This is a genomic window from Aureimonas glaciei (genome assembly GCF_014643375.1).
In the GTDB taxonomy this organism is placed as follows: Bacteria; Pseudomonadota; Alphaproteobacteria; order Rhizobiales; family Rhizobiaceae; genus Plantimonas; species Plantimonas glaciei.
In genome coordinates this window covers 612,566-637,389 of the sequence record NZ_BMJJ01000001.1, presented here as the reverse complement: position 1 = coordinate 637,389, position 24,824 = coordinate 612,566, and the positions used below count along the sequence as shown (strand labels likewise).

Annotated in this window: 20 protein-coding genes and 1 other annotated feature; of the genes, 15 read left to right on the top strand and 5 right to left on the bottom strand. The window is 67.4% G+C overall.

The features are described from left to right. Positions 1-2 precede the first annotated feature (2 nt). Complete coding sequence (gene def, locus IEX88_RS02930) at positions 3-512, bottom strand: peptide deformylase (protein ID WP_188849042.1); 510 nt, start codon at positions 510-512, stop codon at positions 3-5. Positions 513-621: 109 nt separating this feature from the next. Between def and IEX88_RS02925 the strand changes: the two genes are divergently transcribed. Together IEX88_RS02925 and IEX88_RS02920 are read left to right on the top strand one after the other, a co-directional pair. Then, the gene (locus IEX88_RS02925; RefSeq protein WP_188849041.1) at positions 622-1,779 is read left to right on the top strand and encodes a DNA recombination protein RmuC; all 1,158 of its coding nucleotides are present in this window, start codon (positions 622-624) and stop codon (positions 1,777-1,779) included. 142 nt (positions 1,780-1,921) lie between these two features. Continuing rightward, positions 1,922-3,451: a S1C family serine protease gene (locus IEX88_RS02920; RefSeq protein ID WP_188849040.1), complete on the top strand. Its 1,530-nt coding sequence runs from the start codon at positions 1,922-1,924 to the stop codon at positions 3,449-3,451. Between the two features lie 119 nt (positions 3,452-3,570). Here IEX88_RS02920 and IEX88_RS02915 read toward each other — a convergent pair whose 3' ends face one another. Then, complete coding sequence (locus tag IEX88_RS02915) at positions 3,571-4,578, bottom strand: DUF808 domain-containing protein (RefSeq protein ID WP_188849039.1); 1,008 nt, start codon at positions 4,576-4,578, stop codon at positions 3,571-3,573. Positions 4,579-4,840: 262 nt separating this feature from the next. Here IEX88_RS02915 and IEX88_RS02910 point away from each other — a divergent pair, with 262 nt between their 5' ends. The 12 genes from IEX88_RS02910 (at position 4,841) to IEX88_RS02855 (ending at position 19,162) form a co-directional block, all read left to right on the top strand. Further along, positions 4,841-5,188, top strand: coding sequence for an ArsR/SmtB family transcription factor (locus IEX88_RS02910; RefSeq protein ID WP_188849038.1), 348 nt, complete (start codon positions 4,841-4,843; stop codon positions 5,186-5,188). Then, positions 5,185-5,712 carry an arsenate reductase ArsC gene (locus IEX88_RS02905; protein WP_188849037.1) on the top strand — a complete coding sequence of 176 codons (528 nt, stop codon included), beginning with the start codon at positions 5,185-5,187 and terminating at the stop codon, positions 5,710-5,712. The genes IEX88_RS02910 and IEX88_RS02905 overlap by 4 nt, the downstream gene beginning before the upstream one ends. A gap of 10 nt (positions 5,713-5,722) precedes the next feature. Next, positions 5,723-6,130, top strand: a complete 408-nt coding sequence (arsC, locus tag IEX88_RS02900) for an arsenate reductase (glutaredoxin) (RefSeq protein WP_188849036.1) — start codon at positions 5,723-5,725, stop codon at positions 6,128-6,130. A 14-nt stretch (positions 6,131-6,144) separates the two neighbouring features. Continuing rightward, complete coding sequence (gene arsH, locus IEX88_RS02895) at positions 6,145-6,852, top strand: arsenical resistance protein ArsH (protein ID WP_188849295.1); 708 nt, start codon at positions 6,145-6,147, stop codon at positions 6,850-6,852. 105 nt (positions 6,853-6,957) lie between these two features. After that, positions 6,958-8,262 carry an arsenic transporter gene (locus tag IEX88_RS02890; protein WP_188849035.1) on the top strand — a complete coding sequence of 435 codons (1,305 nt, stop codon included), beginning with the start codon at positions 6,958-6,960 and terminating at the stop codon, positions 8,260-8,262. 135 nt (positions 8,263-8,397) lie between these two features. Continuing rightward, the gene (locus tag IEX88_RS02885) at positions 8,398-10,392 is read left to right on the top strand and encodes a PhoX family protein (protein ID WP_188849034.1); all 1,995 of its coding nucleotides are present in this window, start codon (positions 8,398-8,400) and stop codon (positions 10,390-10,392) included. A 502-nt stretch (positions 10,393-10,894) separates the two neighbouring features. Further along, positions 10,895-11,803, top strand: a complete 909-nt coding sequence (locus IEX88_RS02880) for a substrate-binding domain-containing protein (protein WP_188849033.1) — start codon at positions 10,895-10,897, stop codon at positions 11,801-11,803. After that, the gene (locus IEX88_RS02875; protein WP_188849032.1) at positions 11,800-13,254 is read left to right on the top strand and encodes an ATP-binding protein; all 1,455 of its coding nucleotides are present in this window, start codon (positions 11,800-11,802) and stop codon (positions 13,252-13,254) included. The genes IEX88_RS02880 and IEX88_RS02875 overlap by 4 nt, the downstream gene beginning before the upstream one ends. Next, positions 13,244-14,554, top strand: a complete 1,311-nt coding sequence (locus tag IEX88_RS02870) for a sigma-54-dependent transcriptional regulator (RefSeq protein WP_188849031.1) — start codon at positions 13,244-13,246, stop codon at positions 14,552-14,554. Before IEX88_RS02875 ends, IEX88_RS02870 begins: the two co-directional genes overlap by 11 nt. A 178-nt stretch (positions 14,555-14,732) precedes the next feature. Continuing rightward, positions 14,733-15,260 carry an arsenate reductase (azurin) small subunit gene (locus IEX88_RS02865; RefSeq protein ID WP_188849030.1) on the top strand — a complete coding sequence of 176 codons (528 nt, stop codon included), beginning with the start codon at positions 14,733-14,735 and terminating at the stop codon, positions 15,258-15,260. Between the two features lie 12 nt (positions 15,261-15,272). After that, complete coding sequence (locus IEX88_RS02860) at positions 15,273-17,819, top strand: arsenate reductase (azurin) large subunit (RefSeq protein WP_188849029.1); 2,547 nt, start codon at positions 15,273-15,275, stop codon at positions 17,817-17,819. A 74-nt stretch (positions 17,820-17,893) separates the two neighbouring features. Next, on the top strand, positions 17,894-19,162 hold the full coding sequence (locus IEX88_RS02855; protein ID WP_188849028.1) for a molybdopterin molybdotransferase MoeA: 1,269 nt from the start codon (positions 17,894-17,896) through the stop codon (positions 19,160-19,162). Positions 19,163-19,252: 90 nt separating this feature from the next. On the opposite strand, the gene IEX88_RS02850 is transcribed toward IEX88_RS02855, so the two are convergent. The 3 genes from IEX88_RS02850 to IEX88_RS02840 all read right to left on the bottom strand — a co-directional run bounded on the left by IEX88_RS02850 (position 19,253) and on the right by IEX88_RS02840 (position 23,004). Continuing rightward, positions 19,253-20,488: an MFS transporter gene (locus IEX88_RS02850; protein WP_188849027.1), complete on the bottom strand. Its 1,236-nt coding sequence runs from the start codon at positions 20,486-20,488 to the stop codon at positions 19,253-19,255. A 162-nt stretch (positions 20,489-20,650) separates the two neighbouring features. Further along, positions 20,651-21,505 (bottom strand): universal stress protein, encoded by an 855-nt coding sequence (locus tag IEX88_RS02845; RefSeq protein WP_188849026.1) that lies wholly within the window; start codon positions 21,503-21,505, stop codon positions 20,651-20,653. 14 nt (positions 21,506-21,519) lie between these two features. Then, positions 21,520-23,004: a SulP family inorganic anion transporter gene (locus tag IEX88_RS02840; RefSeq protein WP_188849025.1), complete on the bottom strand. Its 1,485-nt coding sequence runs from the start codon at positions 23,002-23,004 to the stop codon at positions 21,520-21,522. A 69-nt stretch (positions 23,005-23,073) separates the two neighbouring features. Next, positions 23,074-23,126: a sequence feature (sul1 is cis-regulatory element that is thought to sense ions involved in sulfur or methionine metabolism; They are found in Alphaproteobacteria), on the bottom strand. Positions 23,127-23,611: 485 nt separating this feature from the next. On the opposite strand from IEX88_RS02840, the gene IEX88_RS02835 reads away from it, so the two are divergent. After that, positions 23,612-24,802 carry an OpgC family protein gene (locus IEX88_RS02835; protein ID WP_188849024.1) on the top strand — a complete coding sequence of 397 codons (1,191 nt, stop codon included), beginning with the start codon at positions 23,612-23,614 and terminating at the stop codon, positions 24,800-24,802. Positions 24,803-24,824 lie beyond the last annotated feature (22 nt).

The window sequence follows — 24,824 nt, the reverse complement described above, 5'->3', positions numbered from 1 at the left end:
GCTCAGGCTCTGCGGGCGATCTTGGTGAACTTCTTCACCACCATCTCCCGCTTCAGCTTGGAGATGTGGTCGATGAACAGGACGCCATCGAGATGATCGATCTCATGCTGAAGGCAGGTGGCGAGCAGCCCGCTCGCCTCCTCCTCGTGCATCTTCCCGTCGAGGCCGAGATAGCGCACCGTGACGGTCGCGGGCCGTTCGACCTCGGCATAGTAGTCCGGGATCGACAGGCAGCCCTCCTCATAGGTGGAGCGCGCGTCGGAAGTGCCGAGAATCTCCGGGTTCATGAAGACGCGCGGCGCCTTCTCCTCGTCCTCGCCGGACAGGTCGATGGTCAGCATGCGCAGCGGCTCGCCGATCTGGATCGCGGCGAGGCCGATGCCCGGCGCATCGTACATCGTCTCCAACATGTCGTCGGCCAGTCGCCGCACGGCGACGTCGACGGTGGCCACAGGGGCGGAGACCTTGCGCAGCAGCGGGTCGGGCAAAATGATGAGCGGCTTGATCGTCATCGTCGTGACGTAATGCCTGCGGGCGCGGCGGTCAATCGCGGTCTGCGAGGCCCGAATTTGTTCCTGTTTTGATCTTCCGCTCCACCCGGGATCGCGGTAGCATCGCGCCATGACCCTCGACTCGCTCCTCGACCAGCTGGGCGCCCCGCTCTTCGTCCTCGCCGGGCGCGGCGTCAGCCTCGGCACGGCGCTTCTGGCAGCGGCCCTCCTGATGACGCTGCTGCTCGCCTGGCGAGGGCGCGGCGGGCCGGGCCGGGACGCGGAAAGGCTCGATGCCATCCTGCAGGCGCAGGCGGAGGTCAGCGGCCGGATGCAGGGCATGGCAGACAGCCTCGCGGCGCGGCAGGGCGATATGGCGCGCACGCTCGCCGAACGGCTGGACGGCATGACAGCGCGGGTCGGCCAGTCGCTGACGGCGACGACGAAGGAGACGCAGGCCAGCCTCTCGGGTCTCGCCGAGCGGCTGGCGGTGATCGACCGGGCGCAGGGGCGGATCGTCGATCTCGCCGGCGAGGTCGTGCGGCTGCAGGACATCCTCTCCAATAAGCAGACGCGCGGCGCCTTCGGCCAGGGCCGGATGGAAGCGATCGTGATGGATGGTCTGCCGTCGGGCGCCTATTCCTTCCAGGCGACGCTGTCGAACGGCAAGCGGCCGGACTGCCTGATCGTCATGCCGAACGGGGCGCCCGCGCTCGCCATCGACGCCAAATTTCCGCTCGAGGCCTGGACCGCCTTTCGCGAGGCGGAAGACGAGGCGCACCGCCTGTTCTCGGCGCAGCGCTTGCGCCGAGACATGGACGTGCATGTGAAGGCGATCGCGGAGAAATACCTCCTGCCGGGCGAGACGCAGGACACCGCCTTCCTCTTCGTGCCGTCGGAATCGATCTTCGGCGAGCTGCACGAGCATTTCGCCGACATCGTGCAAAAGGCGCACCGCGCCCGCGTGGTCATCGTCTCGCCGTCGCTGCTGATGCTGTCGATCCAGGTCGTCCAGGCCATCCTGCGCGACACGCGGATGCGGCAGGAAGCGGGCGAGATCCAGAAGGAGGTCCGCCTCCTCACCGAGGACATGGCGCGGCTCGATGCCAGGGTCGCGGCACTGCGCACGCATTTCTCCCAGGCCGGGCGGGACATCGACCAGATCCTGGTGTCGACGGAAAAGATCCTGAGGCGCGGCGAGAAGATTTCCGCCGTCGAACTCGGCACTCCCCTTGCGGAAGCGACCGAGGGGAAGCTGCCGTTTCCCGCCCAGGAAATCGCGGAATAGGCAGGGTTTTTCTGAAAATTCAGGCCTGCGGCGAAAGCCTCTGGAAACGACACAGACTTGTTACCAAATCATGGACGACAGGCGGATCGAATTAACCTTTGAGTCCGTTATTCCTGAAGAGACTGTGACCGCGGAGAGTGTCATGCGCCGTGCATACCAGACACGCCCTCGGTTGCGGAGTCTGTTCCTCGTCTTGTGCCTGTCAGCCGCGACGCTGCAGCCGCACGTCGCCTGGGCCCAAGTCCAGAGTGCGCCGTCCGCGCAGGAAACTGCTTCTCTCAGCCAGATTTACAATGAGGAGACCGATCGGACCTTCCGCCTCGGCCTGCAGATCCGTCTGGCGTGGACGGGCGATTATACCGGCACCTTCAGCGGCAGCATGGACGCGGAAAGCCTGCGGGCGCTCCGCTATTTCCAGGCCCGCCACGGCATGGAAGCCAATGGGGTGATCGACGAGGCGCTGCTGCAGCAGCTGGTGCGGCAAAGTGACGCGGCACTGGCCGCGGTCGGGTACCAGACGCTGGAGGATGCCGCCACGGGCATGCGGATGGGGCTGCCGCTGGCTTTGGTCAGCGACGACGGGGCGACCGCGGTCGGCCGCGTCTGGCGCTCGCCCCATCGCGGCATCGAGATCGAAGCGGTCCGGCTGCAGGAGAAGGGCGGCAGCCTCTCGGCCCTCTATGACGTGCTGAAACGTCCTGCCGGCGGCCGCAGCATCACCGCCACCAGCTTTTCCGACGACAGCTTCACGATCAGCGGACGCGAGGACGATCGCGCCTACACGCTTCGCTTCGACGGCCGGGGCGATGACCTGCGCGGACTGGTCATCTCCTTCGGCGACGGGGCCGCGCCTGCCATGATCCCCTATGCCACCGTGGCGCTGCAGCTCTTCGATCCCTTCGGCGCCCCGTCCGACCTGGTCGCGGAAGAGGCTGGGTCCGCCCCCATGACGGCCGTGGCCGGCCACGACACAACGCGCGCCGATGCGGACCTCGCCGCCTCGCTCGCCCCTGCCCCGGCGCCCGGGCTGAACCGACCGCAGGGTCCAGAGACGGATTCTTCCGGATCCGGCTTCGTCGTCTCGGCGGATGGCTGGGTGCTGACCAATGCGCATGTCGCGGGGTCCTGCCGCCAGGTTCTCGTCGGCACCTATGGCCCCGCCGATTCCGTCGTGCTCGACCGCGTCAACGACCTCGCTCTGGTGCATGTCGGCGCCCGGCTGGGCCCGCCGCTGCGGCTGGCCGCGGGCATGCCGCGGCTGGGCGAGGACGTGCTGGCGCTCGGCTTTCCCCTGCGCTCGATCCTCGCCGACAGCTTGAACGTCACGCGCGGCAACGTCTCGTCTTTGCTCGGCCTCGCCAACGACGCGCGCTATCTGCAGATTTCCGCGCCGGTGCAGCCGGGCAATTCCGGCGGGCCGCTCGTCGACCTGTCCGGCCGGGTGGTCGGGGTCGTCACCGCCAAGCTCGACGCCGTGGCGATCGCCGACGCGACCGGCGACATCCCGCAATCCATCAACTTCGCCATCCGGCCCGACGCAGTGGCAAAATTCCTCACCGCCAATGGCATCGCCTTCGATCCGGCCCCGGCGCCCGAGCATTTTGACAGCGTGGCCGATACCACGGCCGATGTGGCCGATTCCGTCCTGCCCATTCTCTGCCTGGGCGGCTGAACGGGCCGCGTGACGCTGACGGTGAGTTCTCCGGAGGCCTGGGCAGCCTTACCGCATTGATCCGGCGGACCAATGCGGGTTGACGGAGCCGCCTGCTGACGAGCCGACCGCAGAGTGAGCTAGGAGGCCGTCCCTGCTTTTGGCGACCCGAACAGGCCGCGGACTCGCGAGGCCAGAGGGGCGAGGACATAGCCGGTCACCGGGATGAGCGCGGCACCGACCACGAGCCCCACGATCCCCGACCCGGCCGCCGTCACCAGCCATTCGATGACGCCGCCGAGAGCCGGCACCACCGAGGCGGAGGCCAGTGCCGCGTCGTGGATGAGGTGAGCGGGACCGGCGATGCCGTAGCCTTCCAGCCCGTGCACGATGATCCCGCCGCCGACCCAGATCATGGCGGCCGTCCCGACGATCGACAGGAGTTTCAGGAAATAGGGCATGCCGATGACCAGCCCCCGGCCGAGACCGCGCACGAGGCTGCCGAAAGCCGAGGGAGACGCCGTCCTGGCCATGGCGACGCCGGCATCGTCGGCTTTGACGATGAGCGCCACGCCGCCATAGACGACGACCGTGATGCCGACGGCGACCACTGCGAGCACCACCGCCTGGTTCACCAGGCTTCCGGCCGGCAGCGAGGCGAGCGTGATGGCCATGATTTCGGCCGAGAGGATGAAATCGGTCTTGATCGCGCTGGCGACCTTCTGGTTCTCCAGCGCCGTGGCGTCCTCCGGCGCGGCGACGAGCTTCTTCTCGTGCGCGTGCGCCTTGTGCGGGAACAACGCCTCGTAGACCTTCTCCGCCCCCTCATAGGAGAGGTAGGCGCCACCCAGCATCAGGAGGGGGGTGACGGCCCAGGGGGCCAGGGCGCCGAGGGCCAGGGCACCGGGAAGCAGGAAAAGCAGCTTGTTGCGCAGCGATCCCAGGGCGATCCGGCCGACGATCGGCAGTTCGCGCTCCGCCGCGAAACCGACGACATAGCGCGGCGTCACGGCCGCGTCGTCGATGACGACACCCGCCGCCTTGACGCCGGCCCGCCCCGCCTGCGCCGCGATATCGTCGAGCGAGGCGGCGGCTGTCTTGGCGAGAGCCGCGACATCGTCGAGAAGAGCGATCAGTCCAACACTCACGGCACGTCTCCGGGTTCAGCTCCGTCCAGCACATAGCGGCAGCGCGCCGTAAAGCGAGAGCCGAAATTCTATGCGATAGCGCATAGGCCGTCTGCCGCGACCCCGGACAACCGCCATGGCCGGCAGCCCGGGCAAGCCCCCTTTTTGACGCTCGGCGGCGCATCAGGCTGCAGCGGGTCGGGCATTGATCTCGCGCCGTGTCATGATCTCAGCCGACCGGCCTTCACTTGAATCCTCCAAGGATGTTTGCATAATAGCATCCATGAAAGACGACGCTGCCGTTTCCGCCCTGTCCGCCCTCGCCCATGGCGACCGCCTTGCGGCTTTCCGAATGCTGGTTCGCGCCGGCCCCGAAGGCATGCCGTCCGGCGAGATCGCCGATGCGCTGTCGATCCCGCCGACGCGGATGAGCTTTCATCTGGCGACGCTGGAGCGCGCGAAACTGCTGCGCTCATGGCGGGACGGGCGACGGATCCTCTATGCCGCGAGCTACGACGACATGCGCCAGCTTCTCGCCTTCCTCACCGAGGACTGCTGCTCGGGCAAGCCCGAGATCTGCGGAAACCTTGCCGACTTCGCTTCCACCTGTCTTCCGGAGACGTGCTCATGAGCGACCAGCCCTTCAACGTCCTCTTTCTCTGCACGGGCAATTCCGCCCGGTCGATCCTCGCCGAAAGCATCCTGCGCAAGGATGGCGCCGGACGCTTCAACGCCTTCTCCGCCGGAAGCCAGCCGAAAGGTGAAGTGAACCCGATGGCGCTCAGCGTGCTGGAGGAATTCGGCTATCCCACCGACAATATGCGCTCCAAGCCCTGGGACGAGTTCGCCACCCCCGAGGCGCCGCAGATGGATTTCGTCTTCACCGTCTGCGACCAGGCGGCCGGCGAGACCTGCCCGATCTGGCCGGGACAGCCGATGACGGCGCATTGGGGCATCGAGGATCCCAGCCATGAGACCAAGGGCGAGATCTGGAAGCGCGCGGCCTTCACCACCGCCTTCCGCTACATGAAGAACCGCATCTCGGTCTTCATCGCGCTGCCGATCGCCAGTCTAGAACGCTCGCGCCTCGCCGTGAAGGTGCGCGAGATCGGCCAGCTCGAGGGCGCCACATTCCAGAAGCCCGACGTCGCCTGAAGGACTGAAGATGACAGTCACGATCTACCACAATCCCGCCTGCGGGACCTCGCGCAACACGCTGGAGATGATCCGCCAGTCCGGCGAAGAGCCCGTCGTCATCGAATACCTGAAGACGCCGCCGAGCCGGGAGACGCTGACCGAACTGCTCGACGTCATGGGCATGACGCCGCGCGACCTCCTGCGCGAGAAGGGCACGCCCTATGCCGAGCTCGGGCTGGACGATCCAAAACTCTCCGACGAGGAACTGCTCGACGCGATGATGGCGCATCCCATCCTCATCAACCGCCCCATCGTCGTGACCGACAAGGGCGTCGCGCTCTGCCGCCCCTCCGAAAAGGTCCTGCCGCTCCTCGACAACCCGGTCGCCACCTTCACCAAGGAGGACGGCGAGGCGGTGATGGGGAGCGCCGCGTGACCGATCCGCTGGCGATGGACCTGCCGAACATAGCACCCGACCAGCTTCGTCCGATCGACATCGCGGCGCTGGCCGGGCCGGACGGGCCGACGCACGCCCCGCGCATCCTCGTCCTCTACGGGTCGATCCGCGAGCGCTCCTTCTCCCGGCTCGCCTCGGAGGAAGCGGCGCGGCTCTTGCGCTGGTTCGGCTGCGAGGTCCGCAGCTTCGATCCGCGCGGACTGCCGTTGCCCGATGGCGCCGAGCCCGATCATCCCAAGGTCAAGGAATTGCGCGACCTCGCCGCCTGGTCGGAGGGCATGGTCTGGGTCAGCCCGGAGCGCCACGGCGCGATGACCGGCATTCTGAAAGCGCAGATCGACTGGATCCCCCTCAGCGAAGGCGCCCGGCGTCCGACGCAGGGCAAGACGCTGGCGCTGATCCAGGTCTCCGGCGGCTCGCAAAGCTTCAATGCGGTGAACCAGATGCGGGTCCTTGGCCGCTGGATGCGGATGATCACGATCCCCAACCAGTCCTCGGTGCCAAAAGCCTTTCTCGAATTCGACGAGGCGGGTCGCATGAAACCCTCCCCGCTCTACGACCGCATCGTCGACGTCTGCGAGGAACTGGTGAAGTTCACGGTGATGACGCGCGGGCGCTCGGCCTATCTCACCGACCGCTATTCCGAGCGGGTCGAGAGCGCCGAAGCCTTGATGAAGCGCGTGAACCAAGCCTCGATCTGAGGTCCTCGGCGCTGGCGGGCGCCGGCTCCACAACACGTCCCCCGGTCCGGGAGACGGCGCGAAGCGCCGACCTCGGTCCTGCGCTCTCCATTATGGAAACGGCCCATGCTCGCCTTCGCGATCTTCGTCGCCACGCTCGTCCTCGTCATCTGGCAACCCCGAGGGCTCGGCATCGGCTGGTCGGCCCTGGCGGGCGCAGCCGTCGCGCTCGCAAGCGGCGTCGTCGGCTGGGCCGATGTCGGCGTCGTCTGGGACATCGTCTGGGACGCGACCTTCACCTTCGTCGCGCTCATCGTCATCTCGCTCATCCTCGACGAGGCCGGCTTCTTCTCCTGGGCGGCGCTTCATGTCGCCCGCTGGGGCGGCGGCAGCGGGCGAAAACTCTTCCCGCTCGTCGTCCTCCTCGGCGCGGCGATCGCCGCCGTCTTCGCCAATGACGGCGCCGCGCTTCTGCTCACGCCGATCGTGCTGGCCATCCTGCTCCGGCTGAACTTTCCGCCCGCCGGCGCGCTCGCCTTCGTCGTCGCCTGCGGCTTCGTCGCCGACACCACCTCGCTGCCCCTCGTCGTCTCCAACCTCGTGAACATCGTGACGGCCAACTATTTCGACGTGTCCTTCGGCCGCTACGCCGCGGTCATGGTGCCGGTGAATTTCGTCTCGCTCGCCGCCACGCTCCTCGTCCTCTGGGCCTATTTCCGCCGCGACATTCCCGCGCGCTACGACCTCTCGGCGCTGGAGGCCCCGGCGCATGCGATCCGCGACGCCCAGGTTTTCCGCGCCGCCTTCCCGCTGCTCGGCCTCCTCCTCGTCGCCTATTTCGTCACCGGGCCGCTCGGCGTGCCCATCGCCTTCGTGACGGGCGCCGCGGCGCTCGTCCTCATGGCCATCGCCGGCCGCTGGTTTTCGGGCGGTCGCGGCGCCGTCGTGCCGCTCGGCAAGGTCTTGCGGGAAGCGCCCTGGCAGATCGTCCTGTTCTCGATCGGCATGTATCTGGTGGTCTACGGCCTCGGCAATGCCGGCCTCACCGACATCGCCGCCGGCGTGCTCGTCTGGCTCGGCGCGCAAGGGACGTTCGTCGCCACCGTCGGCACAGGCTTCGTCGTGGCGGTGCTGGCCTCGGTCATGAACAACATGCCGGCGACGCTCGTCGGCGCACTCGCCATCGATCGCGCCACCCTCGATCCGTTGACGCAGGAACTGATGGTCTACGCCAATGTCATCGGCAACGATCTCGGCCCGAAATTCACGCCGATCGGCTCGCTGGCGACGCTGCTCTGGCTGCACGTCCTCGCCGGCAAGGGCACGACCATCACCTGGGGCCAGTACATGACGGTCGGCCTCGTCATCACGCCGCCGGTGCTCCTGGCGACGCTCGTCGCGCTCTGGCTCTGGCTGCCGCTGGTCTCGTAAGCGCGCGGCTTCGCGCCTTCCCCTCACGCTCGCAGCATCACGGCGCTGTCATGCGCCTGTAATGCCAGCCGGTTAGCAAATCTGGAAACGTTCGAAAGAGCGTCGCCCGATCTGCCACCAACAGGGGAAGCCGTCATGACCGACCAGGATACCGCCACGTTCCGCACCAGCCAATTGGAAGCCAATGACGGGGCCGGACACAACACCACCGCCAATCCGACCATGGGCGAGATCATCGCCTCCCGCTTTTCCCGCCGCGGTTTCCTGAAGGGCTCGCTGGCGGTCACTGCCATCGCCGCGACCGTCAGCCCGCTGGCGCTGATCGCCGCCGACGAGGCGCGGGCCGAAGACGGCGCGTCGCGCTTCGCCTTCACCGAGGTCGAGGCCGGCATCGATGCCAACCACCATGTCGCCGAGGGCTACGACGCCGACATCCTGCTGCGCTGGGGCGATCCGCTCTTCGCCGACGCGCCGGACTTCGATCCGATGACGCAGACGGCGGAAAAGCAGCGCCGGCAGTTCGGCTACAACAACGACTATGTCGGCTTCATCCCGCTCGAGGACGGCTCGTCCGAGCATGGCCTGCTCGTCGTCAACCATGAGTACACCAACGAACATCTGATGTTCCCGGGGATCGTCAAGATCGCCGAGGGCAAGATCACCGTCTCCGACGCCGACAAGGAACGGGTCGACATCGAGATCGCCGCGCATGGCGGCACGATCGTCGAGATCCGCAAGGCGGACGGCAAGTGGCAGGTCGTGCGCGACGGCGCGATGAACCGCCGCATCACCGCGGACACGGAAATGCAGCTTACCGGCCCCGCCGCCGGCCATGACCGGCTGAAGACCGCCGCCGATCCGACCGGCACCAAGGTGCTCGGCACCATCAACAACTGCGCCGGCGGCGTCACGCCCTGGGGCACCTACATGATGGCCGAGGAGAATTTCCACGGCTACTTCATGGGCGAACTGGCCGCCGACCATCCGGAAGCCGCCAACTACAAGCGCTACGGCGTTCCCGAGGGCACCTATGCCTGGGGCCAGTTCTACGATCGCTTCGACGTTTCCAAGGGGCCGAACGAGCCGAACCGCTTCGGCTGGATGGTCGAGGTCGACGCCATGGATCCCAATTCCGTGCCGAAGAAGCGCACCGCCATGGGCCGCTTCAAGCACGAGGGCGCCGAGTCGATCGTTTCCAAGGACGGCCGCGTCGTCTTCTATCTCGGCGACGACGAACGCTTCGACTATGTCTACAAGTTCGTCACCGAAGGCCGCTTCGATCCGGCTAACAAAGCTGCCAACATGGACCTCCTCGACAAGGGCACGCTCTACGTCGCCAAGTTCGCCGAGGACGGCCAGCTCGCCTGGCTGCCGCTGGTCCATGGCGAGGGCCCGCTGACGGCCGAGAACGGCTTTGCCAGCCAGGCCGACGTCGTCATCGAGACCCGCCGCGCCGGCGATCTGCTCGAGGCGACGAAGATGGACCGTCCCGAGGATATCCAGCCGAACGGCAGCAATGGCCGCGTCTACGTCATGCTGACCAACAACACCAAGCGCAAGGCCGAGCAGGTCGACGCCGCCAATCCGCGGGCCGAGAACGCCTTCGGTCACATCATCGAGATCCACGAGGACGGCGATGACTTCGCCGCGACGAAGGGCACCTGGGAAGTGCTGCTGAAGTGCGGCGACCCCGCCGTCGCCGAGGTCGGCGCCACCTTCTCCAGCGCCACCACGGCCAATGGCTGGTTCGGCATGCCGGACAACTGCGCGGTCGATGCCGAGGGCCGGCTCTGGGTCTCGACCGACGGCAATTCGCCGAAGGCCACGGGCCGGACCGACGGTCTCTGGGCCGTCGACACGGAAGGCGCGGCGCGCGCGACGTCGAAGCTATTCTACCGCGTGCCGGTGGGCGCCGAGATGTGCGGCCCGCTGCTCCTCGACGATCTAGAGACCGCCTTCGTCGCGGTCCAGCACCCTGCCGATGGCGGTGAGGACTGGGAAGGTTTCGGCCGCCCCTCCTACTACGAGGACCTGTCGACCCGCTGGCCCGACTTCAACGACGCCATGCCGGTGCGCCCGTCCGTCGTCGTCATCACCCGCCAGGGCGGTGGCAAGATCGCCATGGCCTGACAGGCCTATCGGCGCCTAGGGGCGCCGGCAGATTCGGCCGGACCGGCGGGATCTCCCGCCGGTCCGGAGCCCTCGGGCACGACGCGCCAGTCTTCCCCGCATGAGGCCGCCGGCTGGCCCGGCCGACAGGCCGAGCCTATTTAACCGGGCGGCATAGTCGCCGGCTCGGCCAGAAGGTCGACGACAGCCCGGCGCTCGCCTCGCCTTCGCGGCCGGCCAGATCTCGGTTTCGAGGAAACGCTGGAAACCCCGGGAGATGCCGCCGGTCTGCGAGGCGGCCTTCGCGCCGGCCGCGGCCATTTCCGAGCATGACGCTCCGATCCCGTGGCCGATTAGAAAATCGCGCCGCGCCGAGATAGCAAGGGTGTGACAGGGCCGAGACCGTGCCTCGTCTCTCGAAGCGGGTGAGACCGCGACCGTCCGGGGACGGCTCAGCATTGACCGCGCTGACTGCCGGGGCAATGCTACCGCGAAGCGACGAGAGACCCAAAAGGGGCAGAGGATGCCATCACCATCCGGGAGCGCGGACGAGAGGCTGGCCAAGGCGCCGGTTCGGATCGATCGCCGGGCGCTTCTGGGAGGACTGGCGGCGACGGCTCTTGCGGCTCCAAGCCTTGCTTCCGCCGCGCCGCGGGCCCGCCTCGCCTTCGGCCTGACCCCGGTGTTCCGCAACTCCGATCTCGCCCTCCTCGAACGCCTTCAGGCCTATCTCGAGGCCTCGACGGGCCGGCCGGTCGACTTGGTGACGCGCCGCACCTATCAGGAAATCTCGGCGCTCGTCGTCTCCGGCCAGGTCGATGCGGCCTGGATCTGCGGCTATCCCTTCGTGCAGTACCGCAGCGAGCTCGCCCTCGTGGCGGTGCCGGTCTGGCGGGGGTCCCCCCGATACCAGGCCTACATCATCGTCGATCGCGATCGCCCAGGCGACGACTGGCACCGGCTCGGCGGCGACATCCACGCCTTTTCCGATCCCGATTCCAACTCCGGCTATCTCGTGACCACCGCGCTGCTCGCCGCCGAAGGCCTGTCCGCGTCCTCGTTCTTCCAGAGCAGCTTCTACACCTATGGCCATCGCAACGTCGTGCGCGCGGTCGCCTCCGGCCTTGCCCAGTCCGGCAGCGTCGACGGCTACGTCTGGGAGGTGATGGCAGAGCTCGAGCCTGCATTGACGGACCGCACGCGAATCCTTCGCGCGTCCGAATGGCTGGGCTTTCCGCCGATCGCCTGCGCCCGGCGATCGGTGGACAGCCCGGAGACGTCGCGGTTGCGGGACGCGCTTTTGGGGATGTCCGCCGATCCGGTCGGGCGCGAGGTTCTGGCCATGCTTCGTCTGGACGGCTTTGCGGTGGAGGATGAAGGGCTTTTCGACACGATCGCGGCCAAGATCGACATCGTCAGGCGATCGACATGAGACGCGCGCTCGCCGTTTCGTCCTGGCCTCTGACGGTCCAGATCCCCCTCCTCGTCGTGATCCTGATGGTGGCGCTGAGCCTCACCGTTTCGCAGCAGGTTCTCGGGCGTCTCCAGGCGACGCAGGAGCGCCATCTCCAGGAACTCGGAAACGCCTATCTCGACGGTCTGTCCTCCTCGCTGATCCCCGCCGTTCTCCGGCGCGATGTGTGGGAGACCTTCGATACCGTCGACCGGGCCAAGGGAATGTACCGGGGCCTCGCAGCGGCGGGCACGATCGTTCTGGATTCCGGCGGCAAGGTTCTGGCAGCGTCCGATCCGCGGGCGTTCCCGACCGGGACGAGCCTGCCGGCGGAAGTGACGGCGCGATTTGCCAAAGGCGGAGGGTTCCGGACCCAGGAGGGCGGCACGCTCGCCTTCCTCAGCCGCGACCTCGTCTATGAGGACCGCAAGCTCGGCTCGGTCTATGCGAGCTTCGATACCACGCATCTGGCGGCCGAGCGACGGGAAGTGCTGATGACCCTCATCGCGACCAACATCGCGATCACCATCGTCCTGGCGGGCCTCGGCTATTTCGCCGTCGGCCGCATGGTCCGCCCCATCCGGCTGCTGACCGATCATCTCCAGCAGAGCACCAAGGCCGAGGTCATGCCGCTCTCGCCGGAGTTCCGCTCGGCCGTCGGTGAAACCGGGCGGCTCTTCCGCTCCTACGGACGGCTCGTCGACGCCGTGCGCGACCGCGAGAACCTTGCCCGCCGGCTGGCGGAGGAGGAGAGACTCGCCAGCCTCGGGCGGCTCGCCTCCGGCATGGCGCACGAGATCAACAATCCGCTCGGCGGGCTCTTCAACAGCCTCGACACCCTGAAGCGCCATGGCGACAAACCGCTGGCCCGCAAGGCCTCGATCGACCTCCTGGAACGCGGCCTGACGGGCATCCGCGACGTCGTCAAGACGGCGCTCGTCAGCTACCGGTCGGTCGGGGAGACGCGCACGCTGCATCCGGCCGACATTGCCGACCTCCGGCTTCTCCTGCATCCCGAGGCCGAGCGACGCTCGCTGACGATCGCTTGGACCAGCGCCATCGGCGGCGACGTGCCGGTCGACGCGACCAAGGCTCGCCAGATCCTGTTGAACCTTCTCCTCAATGCCTGCGCCGCGTCACCGGCCGGATCGGTCGTCACCTTTTCTGCCCGGCGATCGGGAGAAAGCTTTATCGTGACGATCGACGACAGCGGCCCCGGCATGCCCGAGGAGGCGGCCGCCTATCTCCGGTCGAGAGACGTGCTGACGACCTTGTACGAACCGAATGCCGGCCTCGGCCTCTGGCTCGTGCGGCGCCTGATGATCGAACTCGGCGCGACCGCGGCGATCGAAGCGAGCGCCCTCGGCGGCACCCGCATCGTCGTCACCTTTCCCTTCAACCACGAGGAGGCGCTCGCCGATGTCGCTTGAGCACCGTCGCATCGCCATCGTCGAGGACGACCCCATCATGGGCGAATCGCTCTTCCAGCGCCTGACCATCGAGGGCGGGACGGTGCGTTGGTGGAAGGACGGGGCCTCCATCTCGGACGAGATGGCCCGCTTCAATCCCGATATCGTCGTCTGCGACATCCGCCTGCCCGATTGCTCCGGCGAGGACGTGTTTCGCAACACCGTGGACAAGACGGCGGCGCCCTTCCTCTTCATCACCGGCTATGGCGACGTCGACCAGGCGGTGCGGCTGATGCGGGCGGGCGCGGGCGACTATCTCACCAAACCTTTTCAGATGGACGCCTTCCTCGCGCGTCTGGACGGGCTGCTGCGGCCGGCCCAGCGCAAGGCGGGGGGCGTTCTCGGACTGTCCCAAGGCATGCAGAGCATCGAGACCCTGCTGCTGCGGCTGGCGGATCGTCCGGCCCCGGTGCTGATCACGGGCGAGACCGGGGTGGGCAAGGAGGTCTGCGCCCGCTTCCTGCACGCCCAGTCGGCCAGCGCGCACGAACCCTTCGTCGCGGTGAACTGCGCGGCCATCCCCGACGATCTCCTCGAAAGCGAGATCTTCGGTCACGAGCGCGGCGCCTTTTCCGGCGCCGTCGGCCAGCACCGTGGCTATGCCGAGCGCGCCGAGGGCGGGACGCTCTTCCTGGACGAGATCGGCGAGATGCCGCTGAAGCTGCAGGGCAAACTGCTGCGTCTGCTCGAAAACCGGGAGATCGACCGGGTCGGGGGCGTCGCGCCGGTGCCCTTTCGCGCCCGCGTCGTGACGGCCACCAATCAGGCCCTGCCGAAGGCCGTCGCCGAGGGCCGGTTCCGGGAGGACCTCCTCTACCGGATCAATGTCGTGTCGATCGAGGTTCCGCCGCTGCGCGATCGCCCGGAGGACATTCCCTGGCTGATGCAGCGTTTCTTCGACGCCCTGACGCAAGACGGGACGCCCCTTCGCGGGATTAGCTCGCTCGCCGAGGAGGCCGCGATCTCCCATGCCTGGCCGGGCAATGTCCGGGAGCTGCGCAATCGCGTGGAGCGCGCGGTGGCGCTGGCCGACGGCGAGTGGATAGCCCCTGTCGACCTGTTCCCGGAGCATCAGGTCTCGGCGACCGCGCCCGCGGCTTCCGTCGCCTCGCTGGCAACGGCGCGGGACGCTGCCGAACGCCGCGAGATCCTTCGAGCTCTCGATGCCACGCGCGGCCAGATCGGCGATGCCGCCAAGCTGCTCCTGGTCTCGCGGACCACCTTATGGGAGAAAATGCGCCGGTTCGGCTTGGGAGGCTAACGGGAGGCTAACGGGCGGCAACCACGGGCGTCCGGATTTCCAAACCCACGGCGGTGCAGCATGTTCGGCATTCCGGACATTCACTCTTCCCTGTGAACACTGAGGGCCGCATCTTAGGGCCTTTCTAAACTGGCACAGGCTGTGCATGGGGCTCCCCATACCAAGGGGAGGATTTTCCATGCAGAGATGTGACAAGAAGGTCGACATCGGCCGGCGCCAGTTCTTGCGCGGAAGCGCGGTCGCCGCCGCAGGTGCTGCCGCGACGGCGGCCATGCCGGCGCAGGCCCAGACCGCGACACAGGCCCAGCTCGCCCGGGTGTCCTACCCGTCGAACCGTCTCGGCAATGTCAGCGAACTCCAGGCCAACGACCCGCTGAATGTCGCCTATCCCGACGACGACGCGCCCGGCGTTCTGTTGAAGCTCGGCAAGGCCGTGCCGGGCGGCGCGGGACCGGACGGCGACATCGTCGGCTTCACCACGAGCTGTCCGCACCAGGGCTTTCCCCTGTCCTACAGCGCCCAATCCAAAACCTTCAACTGCCCCGGCCACTACTCGGTCTTCGATCCCGAACAGGGCGGCATGCAGGTCTGGGGACAGGCGACACAGAACCTGCCGCAATACGTGCTGCGCGTCGACGACAAGGGGGACATCTACGCCGAGGGCGTCGATGAGCTGCTCTACGGTCGCCTGTCGAACGTTCTTTAGAGGGAGGGTCACATGGCTTACAAACGACAGATTGATCGCCTGCCGATCATCCCCGCCGACGCCAAGGTGCAGACCGTGGTCTGCCACTACTGCATCGTCGGCTGCGGCTATAAGGCCTATAGCTGGGACATCAATCGCCAGGGCGGCGTCGCCGCCGCCGAGAATGCCATGGGTGAGGACCTTTCGGCACAGCAGCCGCCGCAGTCGGCCGCCTGGTATGCGCCCTCGATGTACAATGTCGTCAAGCAGGACGGCCGCGACGTGCATCTGGTCATCAAGCCCGACCACGACTGCGTCGTCAATTCCGGGCTCGCTTCGCCGCGCGGGGCGCGGATGGCCGAGATGAGCTACAGCCGCGCCCGCCAGACGCAGTTGCAGCGCCTCACCGACCCGCTGGTCTGGCGTTACGGACAGTTGCAGCCGACGAGCTGGGACGATGCGCTCGACCTCGTCGCCCGCGTCACCGCGCGCATCGTCAAGGACCGGGGCGAGGACGCGCTGGTGGTCTCGGCCGCCGACCATGGCGGCGCCGGCGGCGGCTACGAGTTCACCTGGGGCACGGGCAAGCTGTATTTCGAGGCGATGAAGGTGCGCAACATCCGCATCCACAACCGCCCCGCCTACAATTCCGAGGTTCACGCCACCCGCGACATGGGCGTCGGCGAACTGAACAATTGCTACCAGGACGCCGAGCTCGCCGACACGATCTTCGTCGTCGGCGCCAATCCCCTGGAGGCGCAGACCAACTATTTCCTGAACCACTGGATCCCGAACCTGCGCGGGTCCTCCGCCAGCCTCAAGGACAGCGAGACGCCCGGCGAGGAGCATCCGCCGGCGCGCATCGTCTTCGTCGACCCGCGGCGGACCGTCAGCGTCAATGCCTGCGAGGTCGAGGCGGGACCGGAGAACGTCCTGCATCTGCCGGTGAAGGCGGGCACAGACATGGTACTCCTCAACGCCCTCTTCACCCACATCGCCGAACGGGGCTGGGTGGACCAGGACTTCATCGACAACCACACCGCCGTCGCGGGAACGCAGACCGGCGGCGACCAGTCCCAGATGCTGCCGCGAAAACCCTCCACCAAGGGCCAGCCGGCGCCGCTGACGACCTTCGCCGACGCCGTCGAGGCCAACCGCACCAGCCTGGAGAAGGCGGCGGAGATCACCGGCCTGTCTGTCGAGGACATCCGCAAGGCGGCCGAGTGGATCGCCCAGCCGAAGGGCGACGGCAAGCGCCGCCGTACCATGTTCGCCTACGAGAAGGGCCTGATCTGGGGCAACGACAACTATCGCACCAACGGCGCGCTGGTGAATCTGGCGCTGGCGACCGGCAATGTCGGCCGGCCCGGCGGTGGCGTCGTCCGCCTCGGCGGCCACCAGGAGGGCTATGTCCGGCCGGGCGACGGCCATGTCGGCCGTCCGGCGCCCTATGTCGATCAGCTGCTGATCAATGGCGAAGGCGCGGTCCACCACATCTGGGGCTGCGACAACTACAAGACGACGCTGAACGCCATGCAGTTTAAGCGCACCTACAAGGAGCGCAGCGACAAGGTGAAGGACGCGATGAACTCCGTCCCCTACGGCGACCGCGAGGCATTGGTGAATGCCATCGTGGCGGCCATCGACGATGGCGGGCTGTTCGTGGTCGATGTCGACATCGTGCCGACCAGCATCGGCGAGGCGGCGCATGTCATCCTGCCCGCCGCGACCTCCGGCGAGATCAACCTGACCTCGATGAACGGCGAACGCCGGATGCGCATCACCGAGCGCTACATGGACCCTCCCGGCCAGGCGAAGGGCGACGCCATCATCGCCGCGCGGCTCGCCAACAACATGGAGCGGGTGCTGCGCGAGATGGGCGACGGTGCCTATGCCGACAAGTTCAAGGGTTTTGACTGGCAGACCGAGGAGGACGTGTTCGAGGACGGCTATCGCAAGAACGCAGCCGGCGGCGAGCACGTCACCTACGAGCGTCTGCGCGCCATGGGCACCAACGGCTTTCAGGAGCCGGCGACGGGCTTCGAGAACGGCCAGATCGTCGGTACCAAGCGGCTTTACGCGGACGGCAAGTTCGGCACGGAGGACGGCCGCGCGCTGTTCCTCGTCGCCGAATGGAGCGGGCTCCAGGCCGAGGGCAAGGAAGCGCAGCGCGAGCGCTTCCCCTTCCTGATCAACAACGGCCGGGCCAATCTGGTCTGGCAGTCCGCCTATCTCGACAAGGACAGCGAGTTGGTCATGGATCGCTGGCCCTATCCGTTCATCGACATGCATCCCGACGACATGGCGAAGCTCTCGGTCTCCGAGGGGGATCTGGTGGAGATCTGGAACGATGTCGGATCGACGCAGGCGATGGTCTATCCGACGCCGTCGGCCCGCCCGGGCGAGACCTTCATGCTGTTCGGCTATCCGACCGGCGTGCAGGGCAATGTGGTGAATGCCGGCGTCAACGAGCTGATCATCCCGAACTACAAGAACACCTGGGCGAATATTCGCAAGCTGGCGGACAAGCCGGCATCGCTGAACCACCTGACCTTCAAGTCGAAGGAATACCGGGTCTGACGAGCAGAGGCCGGCGCGGAAGACAGCAGCCGCCCGCGCCGGCGCTATCGACAGCGAACGAGGACGAACGGGCCATGTCGCATTCACGGCAAGCCGATGATTGCTTCATCGGGCGTCATCTTCTCACCCCGGACGCTGCGGCGGAAATGGTGGTGGAAGGCCTCGAAGCCATCCAGGGATTGCAGCGCGTTTCCCTGGATGAAGCCGCCGGGCGGATCCTGGCGGAAGCCGTGGTCGCCCCGCGCAGCCTCCCGCCCTTCGATCATTCCGCCGTGGACGGCTATGCCTTGGCCCTCAGGCCCTCTGCCGAGCAGGCAGAAAGCTTCAGGGTGGTCGGCCGCGTCCCCGCCGGTCGCCCGATGCCGGGCGAGGTCGCGCCCGGGGACGCCGTGCGCATCTTTACCGGGGCCGCGCTCCCGGCGGGATGCGACGCGGTGGTGATGCAGGAGCATGCCGATTTCGCCGACGGCTTCGTCGTGCCGCGGCGCGACTACCGGGCCGGGGACAATATCCGGCTCGCCGGCGAGGATGTCGCCGCGGGGATGACGATCCTGCCGGAAGGCGTGCTTCTCGATGCCCGCCACCTGGCGCTTCTGGCGGCGTCGGGAATTTCGTCCGTCGTCGTGCGGCGACGGCTCAGGATCGCGGTCATCTCGACCGGCACCGAGCTGCGCGCGCCGGGGGAGGATCTCTCCGAGGGAGCGATCTACGATTCCAACCGCATCATGCTGCTCGCTCTGCTGCGCCATCCGGCCGTCGATCTCATCGACGGCGGGATCGTCGCCGACGAGGGTGCGGCGATCGTCGCCGCGATCGAGCGGGCGGCCCGCTCGGCGGACCTCGTCGTGACATCGGGCGGGGTCTCGGTCGGCGAGGAGGACCTCGTGCGATCCTCGGTGGAAGCTGCCGGGGGCGCGCTTCGATCGCTGAAGATCGGCATGAAGCCGGGCAAGCCGCTTGCTTTCGGACATCTGGGCAAGGCGGCGATCCTGGGATTGCCGGGCAACCCGCTGGCCGCCATGATCGGCTTCCTCGTCGTCGCCAAGCCGCTCGTCGCCAGGCTCGTCGGCTTGCGTCCCGCGGGCCTGCGCATCCGATCGGCGAGGGCCGGCTTCGATCGCAACGTGACGCCGGGCCGGATGGAGTTCGCCCCGGCGTCGATCGTCAGCCACGCCGCCCCGGACCGCCTGATCGTCGACACGCTCGGCCGCGGCGGCTCGGCCCGCCTGATGCCGCTCTCGATGGCCGACGGCTTCTGCGTGATCTCGGCGGATGTGCAGGCTGTCCGTCGCGGCGATGCCATCGGCTTCGTGCCGATCGGCGATCTCGATCTTTTTCGGTAGCCGCCGCGATGCGCCCGACGCGCACGACCCGAAAAAAGCTCGTCACGTCCGCGGCCGCAGCGACGGCCCTCCACCGCGCGGTCGCCCCGGTTATTCGGAGGCGGGAACCCCGTCACCCCGCGGCCGACGGATCCTCATGGACACGGTCCACATCCCTGCGGCGGCGACCAGCGAGTACAGGCCCATGGCCGCAAGCTGGAGATCGTAGTCGACCCCGGCATCGATGAGGTAGCCGGTCAGCCCGGGCCCTGCCGCGCTGGCGAACACCATGGTGGCGACGACCACCGAGCGGATCGCGCCGAGATGCCGCGTTCCGTACAGCTCGGGCCACATCGCGCCCGACAGCGTCGACGAAAAGCCGTTGCTGACACCCATCAGCGCCATGAACAGGAAGATCGCCCAGGGTGCCGTGACGAAGGCGGCGACGAAGGAGGCCGCCGCGAGGGGCAAGAGGAACAGCGGCAGCACCCTTGCCGCCGACGTCCGGTCGATCAGCCAGCCCGCCAGCAGCGTGAAAGCGACGTTCGCCACCGACATCACGGCAAAGCCTGCCGCAAACAAGGTCAGGGGCCAGCCGCGCAGTTCGGTCAGGTAGACCTGGTGGAAGAAGATCGTCGTCGCGACGAAGGGCGGGGCGAGCACACCCGCCGAGATCAGGTAGAATTTCGGATCGCGAAGTACCTCGGACAAGGTCCACTGCCGGACGGGCGCGCGACGGATCGTCTCCGGATCGTTCTGCGGCACGCGGTCCCGGCGCAGGAGCAGCATCACCAGGGGAAGGGCGACGAGGAGGAGCGCGCCCGTCCCGGTGAACCAGGAGGCCCGCCAGCCGATCGCGCCGGCGACGATCACGAACAGAAACGGTAACAGCGCCTCGCCGGCCTGATGGCCGAGCGTCACCAGCGAGACCGCGCGGCCGCGACTGGCCGAGAACCAGCGCCCGGTCGCGGTGAAGGCGGTCTGCGTCATCATCCCCTGCCCGAACAGGCGCAGCATGTAGAGCGAGAGGACGAGGGCGGGGACCGAGGTCGACAGCCCCATCGACACCGTCGCCAGCGCCAGCATCACGAGGGTGCCGATGGCGACGGTCATCGTCCGGTAGCGGTCGAGCACCCGGCCGAGGAAGGGCAGCGTCAGGGCACTGCCGAGCGTCGCCAGCATGTACAGCCCGCCGAAATCGCCGTGGCTGAGGCCATAGGCCTGGCGGATCCCGGCATTCGACAGGGAGATAAAGAAGGTCTGCCCGAACGAGGAGAAGAAGGTGAGGAGGAAGCCGCCGCCGAGCCATCGCCCGTTGTCGGCGATGAACCGCCCGAATGCCTGCACGTCATGTCTCCCGATCACACGCCCGTCTTCTAGTGGAGCCCGCCCCGCGCCGACAGGAGAAAATCGCCGAAATCGACGGGGTCGTCGGCGGCAGCGAGGATCGGTCCGCGGCAAAGCCAATGCCGCAGGACGCTGCCGCGCCGACGGGCGCTTGGGGCCGGGTCACCGGATGACGAGCACAGGAACCGTGCAGGATTCGATCAGCGCGGTCGTCGTCGAGCCGACGATGAGGTTGCGGATGCGGGAATGGCCGTAGGCGCCCATGACGACGAGGCCGATGCCCTCCCGCCTGACCTTGGCGGCGATGACGCTCTCCGGCTCGCCGTCCTCGATGCCGACGGTGACGGCGTAACCGGCGCTCTTCAGCGCGCCTTCCGCGGCCCGCAGCCGATTGCCGGCCTCGCCGGAGCCGTCGCCGGCCATGAAGAGATGGCAGGGAAGGTCGGAGAGCAGCGGACTGGCGACGAGCCGCTCGACGACCTGGCCCGAACTGCGACCGCCGTCGAAGGCGACGAGAAAACTCTCGATGGGCGCGAAGGCGCGCGACGCGACGAGGACGGGCTTCTTCGTCGAGCGGATGACCCGTTCCATGTTCGAGCCGAGATGCCCCTTGGCGAAGTCGGCCGCCTCGCCGCGCTTGCCGATGACAAGGAGGCGCGTCTCGCCGTCGAGGTCCCGGACCGTGTCGGCAACGTCTCCATGACGCAGCATCTCCGAGACATCCTGAAGGCCCGCCGCCTTGATGCGCGAGACCGCATCCGCGACGAGGTGGCGACCGCGCAGGTGTGAGACCTTCGCCTTCTGCGCGTCGAGCTCGGCGAGTTGCTTCAGGAGCGCCTCGCGCTCGCCGAATTCGAGGCTGCCGCTGAGGTCGAGCGGCGCGCTCGCGGTGTCGCGACGCCCAAGCGCATGGACGACCTCGACCGGGGCGGAGAGGCGTTGCGCGGCCCAGGCGGCATGGTCGCAGACGCTGGCGGCGTAGATGGATCCGTCGATGCAGGCGATGATTTTCGGCATGTTCGTTCTCCTCCCTAATGGCCCGCGAGGCTGTCGATCGCCCCCGGCCTGTCGTGGATGGCGAGCTTGTCGACGAGGGTCGCGCTCGCTTCGTTGAGGCCGAGGATCTCGACCTCGGCACCTTCGCGACGGAACTTCAGGATCGCGCGGTCGAGCGCGGCGACGCCGGAGAGATCCCAGATGTGGGCACCGCTCACGTCGATCACGACGCGGTCGAGCGGTTCCTTGAAGTCGAAGGCCGAGGCGAAGCGTTCAGACGAGGCGAAGAAGACCTGCCCCTCCACCCTGTAGGTGCGGGTCCGCCCGTCGGCCGAGAGGCTGGAGGCGACGCGGAAGATCTGCGCGACCTTCCAGGCGAAGAAGACGCCCGACAGCATCACGCCGATGACGACGCCGATGGCGAGGTTGTGCGTCCACACCACCGTGACCACGGTCGCCAGCATGACGATCGACGAGCGGCGCGGATGGTCGCGCAGGTTCCGGATCGAGCCCCAGGAGAAGGTGCCGATCGCGACCATGATCATGATCGCGACGAGCGCGGCCATCGGGATGATGCGGACCCAGTCGCCGAGGACGACGATGAGGAAGAGGAGAAAGACACCGGCGGCAAAGCACGACAGCCGTCCGCGGCCGCCGGACTTCACGTTGATCACCGACTGGCCGATCATGGCGCAGCCCGCCATGCCGCCGAAGAAGCCGGTGACCGTGTTGGCGACGCCCTGCCCGACGCATTCGCGGTTCTTGTCGGACGGGGTGTCCGTCAGCTCGTCGACGATCTGGGCGGTCATCAAGGATTCCAGGAGACCCACGACCGCGACCGCCGCCGAATAGGGCAGGACGATCATCAGCGTTTCGAGGGTCAGCGGGATGTTCGGGATCAGGAAGACGGGAAGCGTGTCGGGCAGCGCGCCCATGTCGCCGACGATCCGAAGGTCCATCCCGAACGTCATCGAGACGGCCGTCAGCACCACGATGGCGACCAGCGGCGACGGGATCGCGGTGGTGATCCGGGGAAAGAGGTAGATGATGGCCAGCCCCGCCGCGACCATGACGTAGGTCATCCCTGGGACGCCGACGAGTTCGGGAATCTGCGCCATGAAGATGAGGATGGCCAAGGCGTTGACGAAGCCGGTCATCACCGACTTCGACACGAACTGCATCGCGTTGCCGAGGCGCAGGAATCCCGCGGCGATCTGGAGGAGGCCGGCCAGCACTGTGGCGGCGAGGAGATAGTCGAGGCCGTGATCGCGCACGAGCGTGATCATCAGGACGGCGGTGGCCGCGGTGGCGGCCGAGATCATGCCCGGGCGGCCGCCGAGAAAGGCGATGAGGACGGCGATCGAGAAGGAGGCGTAGAGCCCGACCTTCGGATCGACGCCGGCGATGATGGAAAAGGCGATGGCTTCGGGAATGAGCGCAAGCGCCACGACGATGCCGGCGAGGAGATCGCCGCGCACGTTCCCGAACCACTCCTGGCGGAGCGTTTCAAACGAGTTCATGAAGTTCTTCAAGTGATGGGCGGATCGCGACGTCGGCACGCGGCAGACTGAAAGGCGATCGGCTGACTTGGTTGGCCGGGGGATCGGCGCCCGGCGTAGCCACCCAATTGAATGGGTCCATACGTGACGCCTTCATGCCCGCTCACAATCGCGAAATCAAGACCGGCGACGCGGACGCCCTTGTGGCGCCCCATGGAGACAGTCGACGTGAATGAGCACGAGCTCGCGGTCAGCCCCGCGCGGTAACAGGGCACACCGTACGCCAAGTTGCGGCCCAACGGGGTTGGCGATGGCGCGATAGCTTCGGACTGAAGTCAGTGAGGGGCGATCCCCTGATGGCGCGCGAAAACCCGCGCTCGTGGGCGGAACGTCCGTCGTCGCGGGCGGCCATGGCGGCACTCCCCCGGTGGCGGATCACCAGCGTCACGGGACGCACCCTCGGGTCAACGCGGGAACAGCCGATCCGTGGCTTGCAACAAATCGGGGGACGACCTGTGGGCAAGATCATGGCTTTGCCGCGAACGGCGCCGAAGTATTGCGGTGCCCGACAAGCGTCGGTAGGGCTGGGCCGACGCGAAACCCGGACTGCCCCAATCACGGTGTCACCATGCAACGACTGGACCTGATCGACGGGCTGCGGGGCTATTTCCTCGTCTTCATGCTCATCAACCACCTCGCCTTCGATGGTGGCTACTGGCTGGTGGAGATCAACCACCGCCAGCTCGCCTTCGTCGAGGACGCGCAAGGGTTCGTCTTCTTGTCCGGCCTCCTCATCGGCATGGTCTATGCCGGCCGCATGCAGCGGAAGGGGTTCGGGGCAGCGGCGGGCGCCATCTGGCGTCGCGCCGGTGACCTCTATCTCCAGACGCTCTTCCTCCTTGCCTTCGCGATGACGCTTGTCCTCTTGTTTCCGGCCGCCAAGCTCGCCTGGGTCGAGTGGATGGCGGACCTCGACTGGCGCAATCCGTTCAGGGTTGCCAGCGCGGCCCTGCTTCTGTTCCAGCCCACTTACATGGACATCCTCCCGCAATACATCGTCTACATGCTGGCGGCGCCCTTCCTCATCCGGGCATGCCTCAAGGGCCGTTGGGCGGAAGTCCTCATCGGCTCGTCGCTCCTGTGGCTCGCCGCGCAGTTCGCCGTTCAGCGCCCCATCACGGCGGCGCTGAACACCTGGCTGGCGGGCGACACGGGACATGGGCTCCGCGTGAACTTCAACCTCATGGCCTGGCAGATCGTGTTCGTCGTCGGGCTCGTCTTCGGCGTGCTGACGGCGACGAACCGGATCGACTGGAGCCGAGTCTTCAGGCCCGACAACACGATCCTTCCCGTGGCCGCGCTGTCGGTGTGCCTCTTCTTCCTACCCTTCAGGTTCGCGACCGCCCACGACTACATGCCGCTCGACGTGCTCGGGACGTTCCAGAGCTACGAGAACCGCTCGGAGTTCGGCCTCGTCTATCTCCTGAACTTCGCGGCAGCGGGCTCGGGCATCGCCTGGCTGCTGACCGCGGGGCCGGCGCACGCTTCGGGACGGGTGCGCGCTTTCGCCAATGGCCTGTCCTGGCTGGTCAACCTTCCGTTCCTTCGACTTCTCGGACGGCACTCACTCCAGGTGTATGTGTGGCATGTCGTGATCGTCTACCTCGTCCGCTTCGTCGATTTCGAGACGCCGCGCTTCAGCCAATCGCTGAAGACCGCGATTGCCTTCGGATGCATCGCGCTCCTTGCCCTCCCGGCGGTCTACCGGGAGCGGCAGCGGCTGTTGGGGCGCCCGGGTCCGGGTGTTCCCCCGGCATGACGAGGCCGGCTCCGCGACCGCC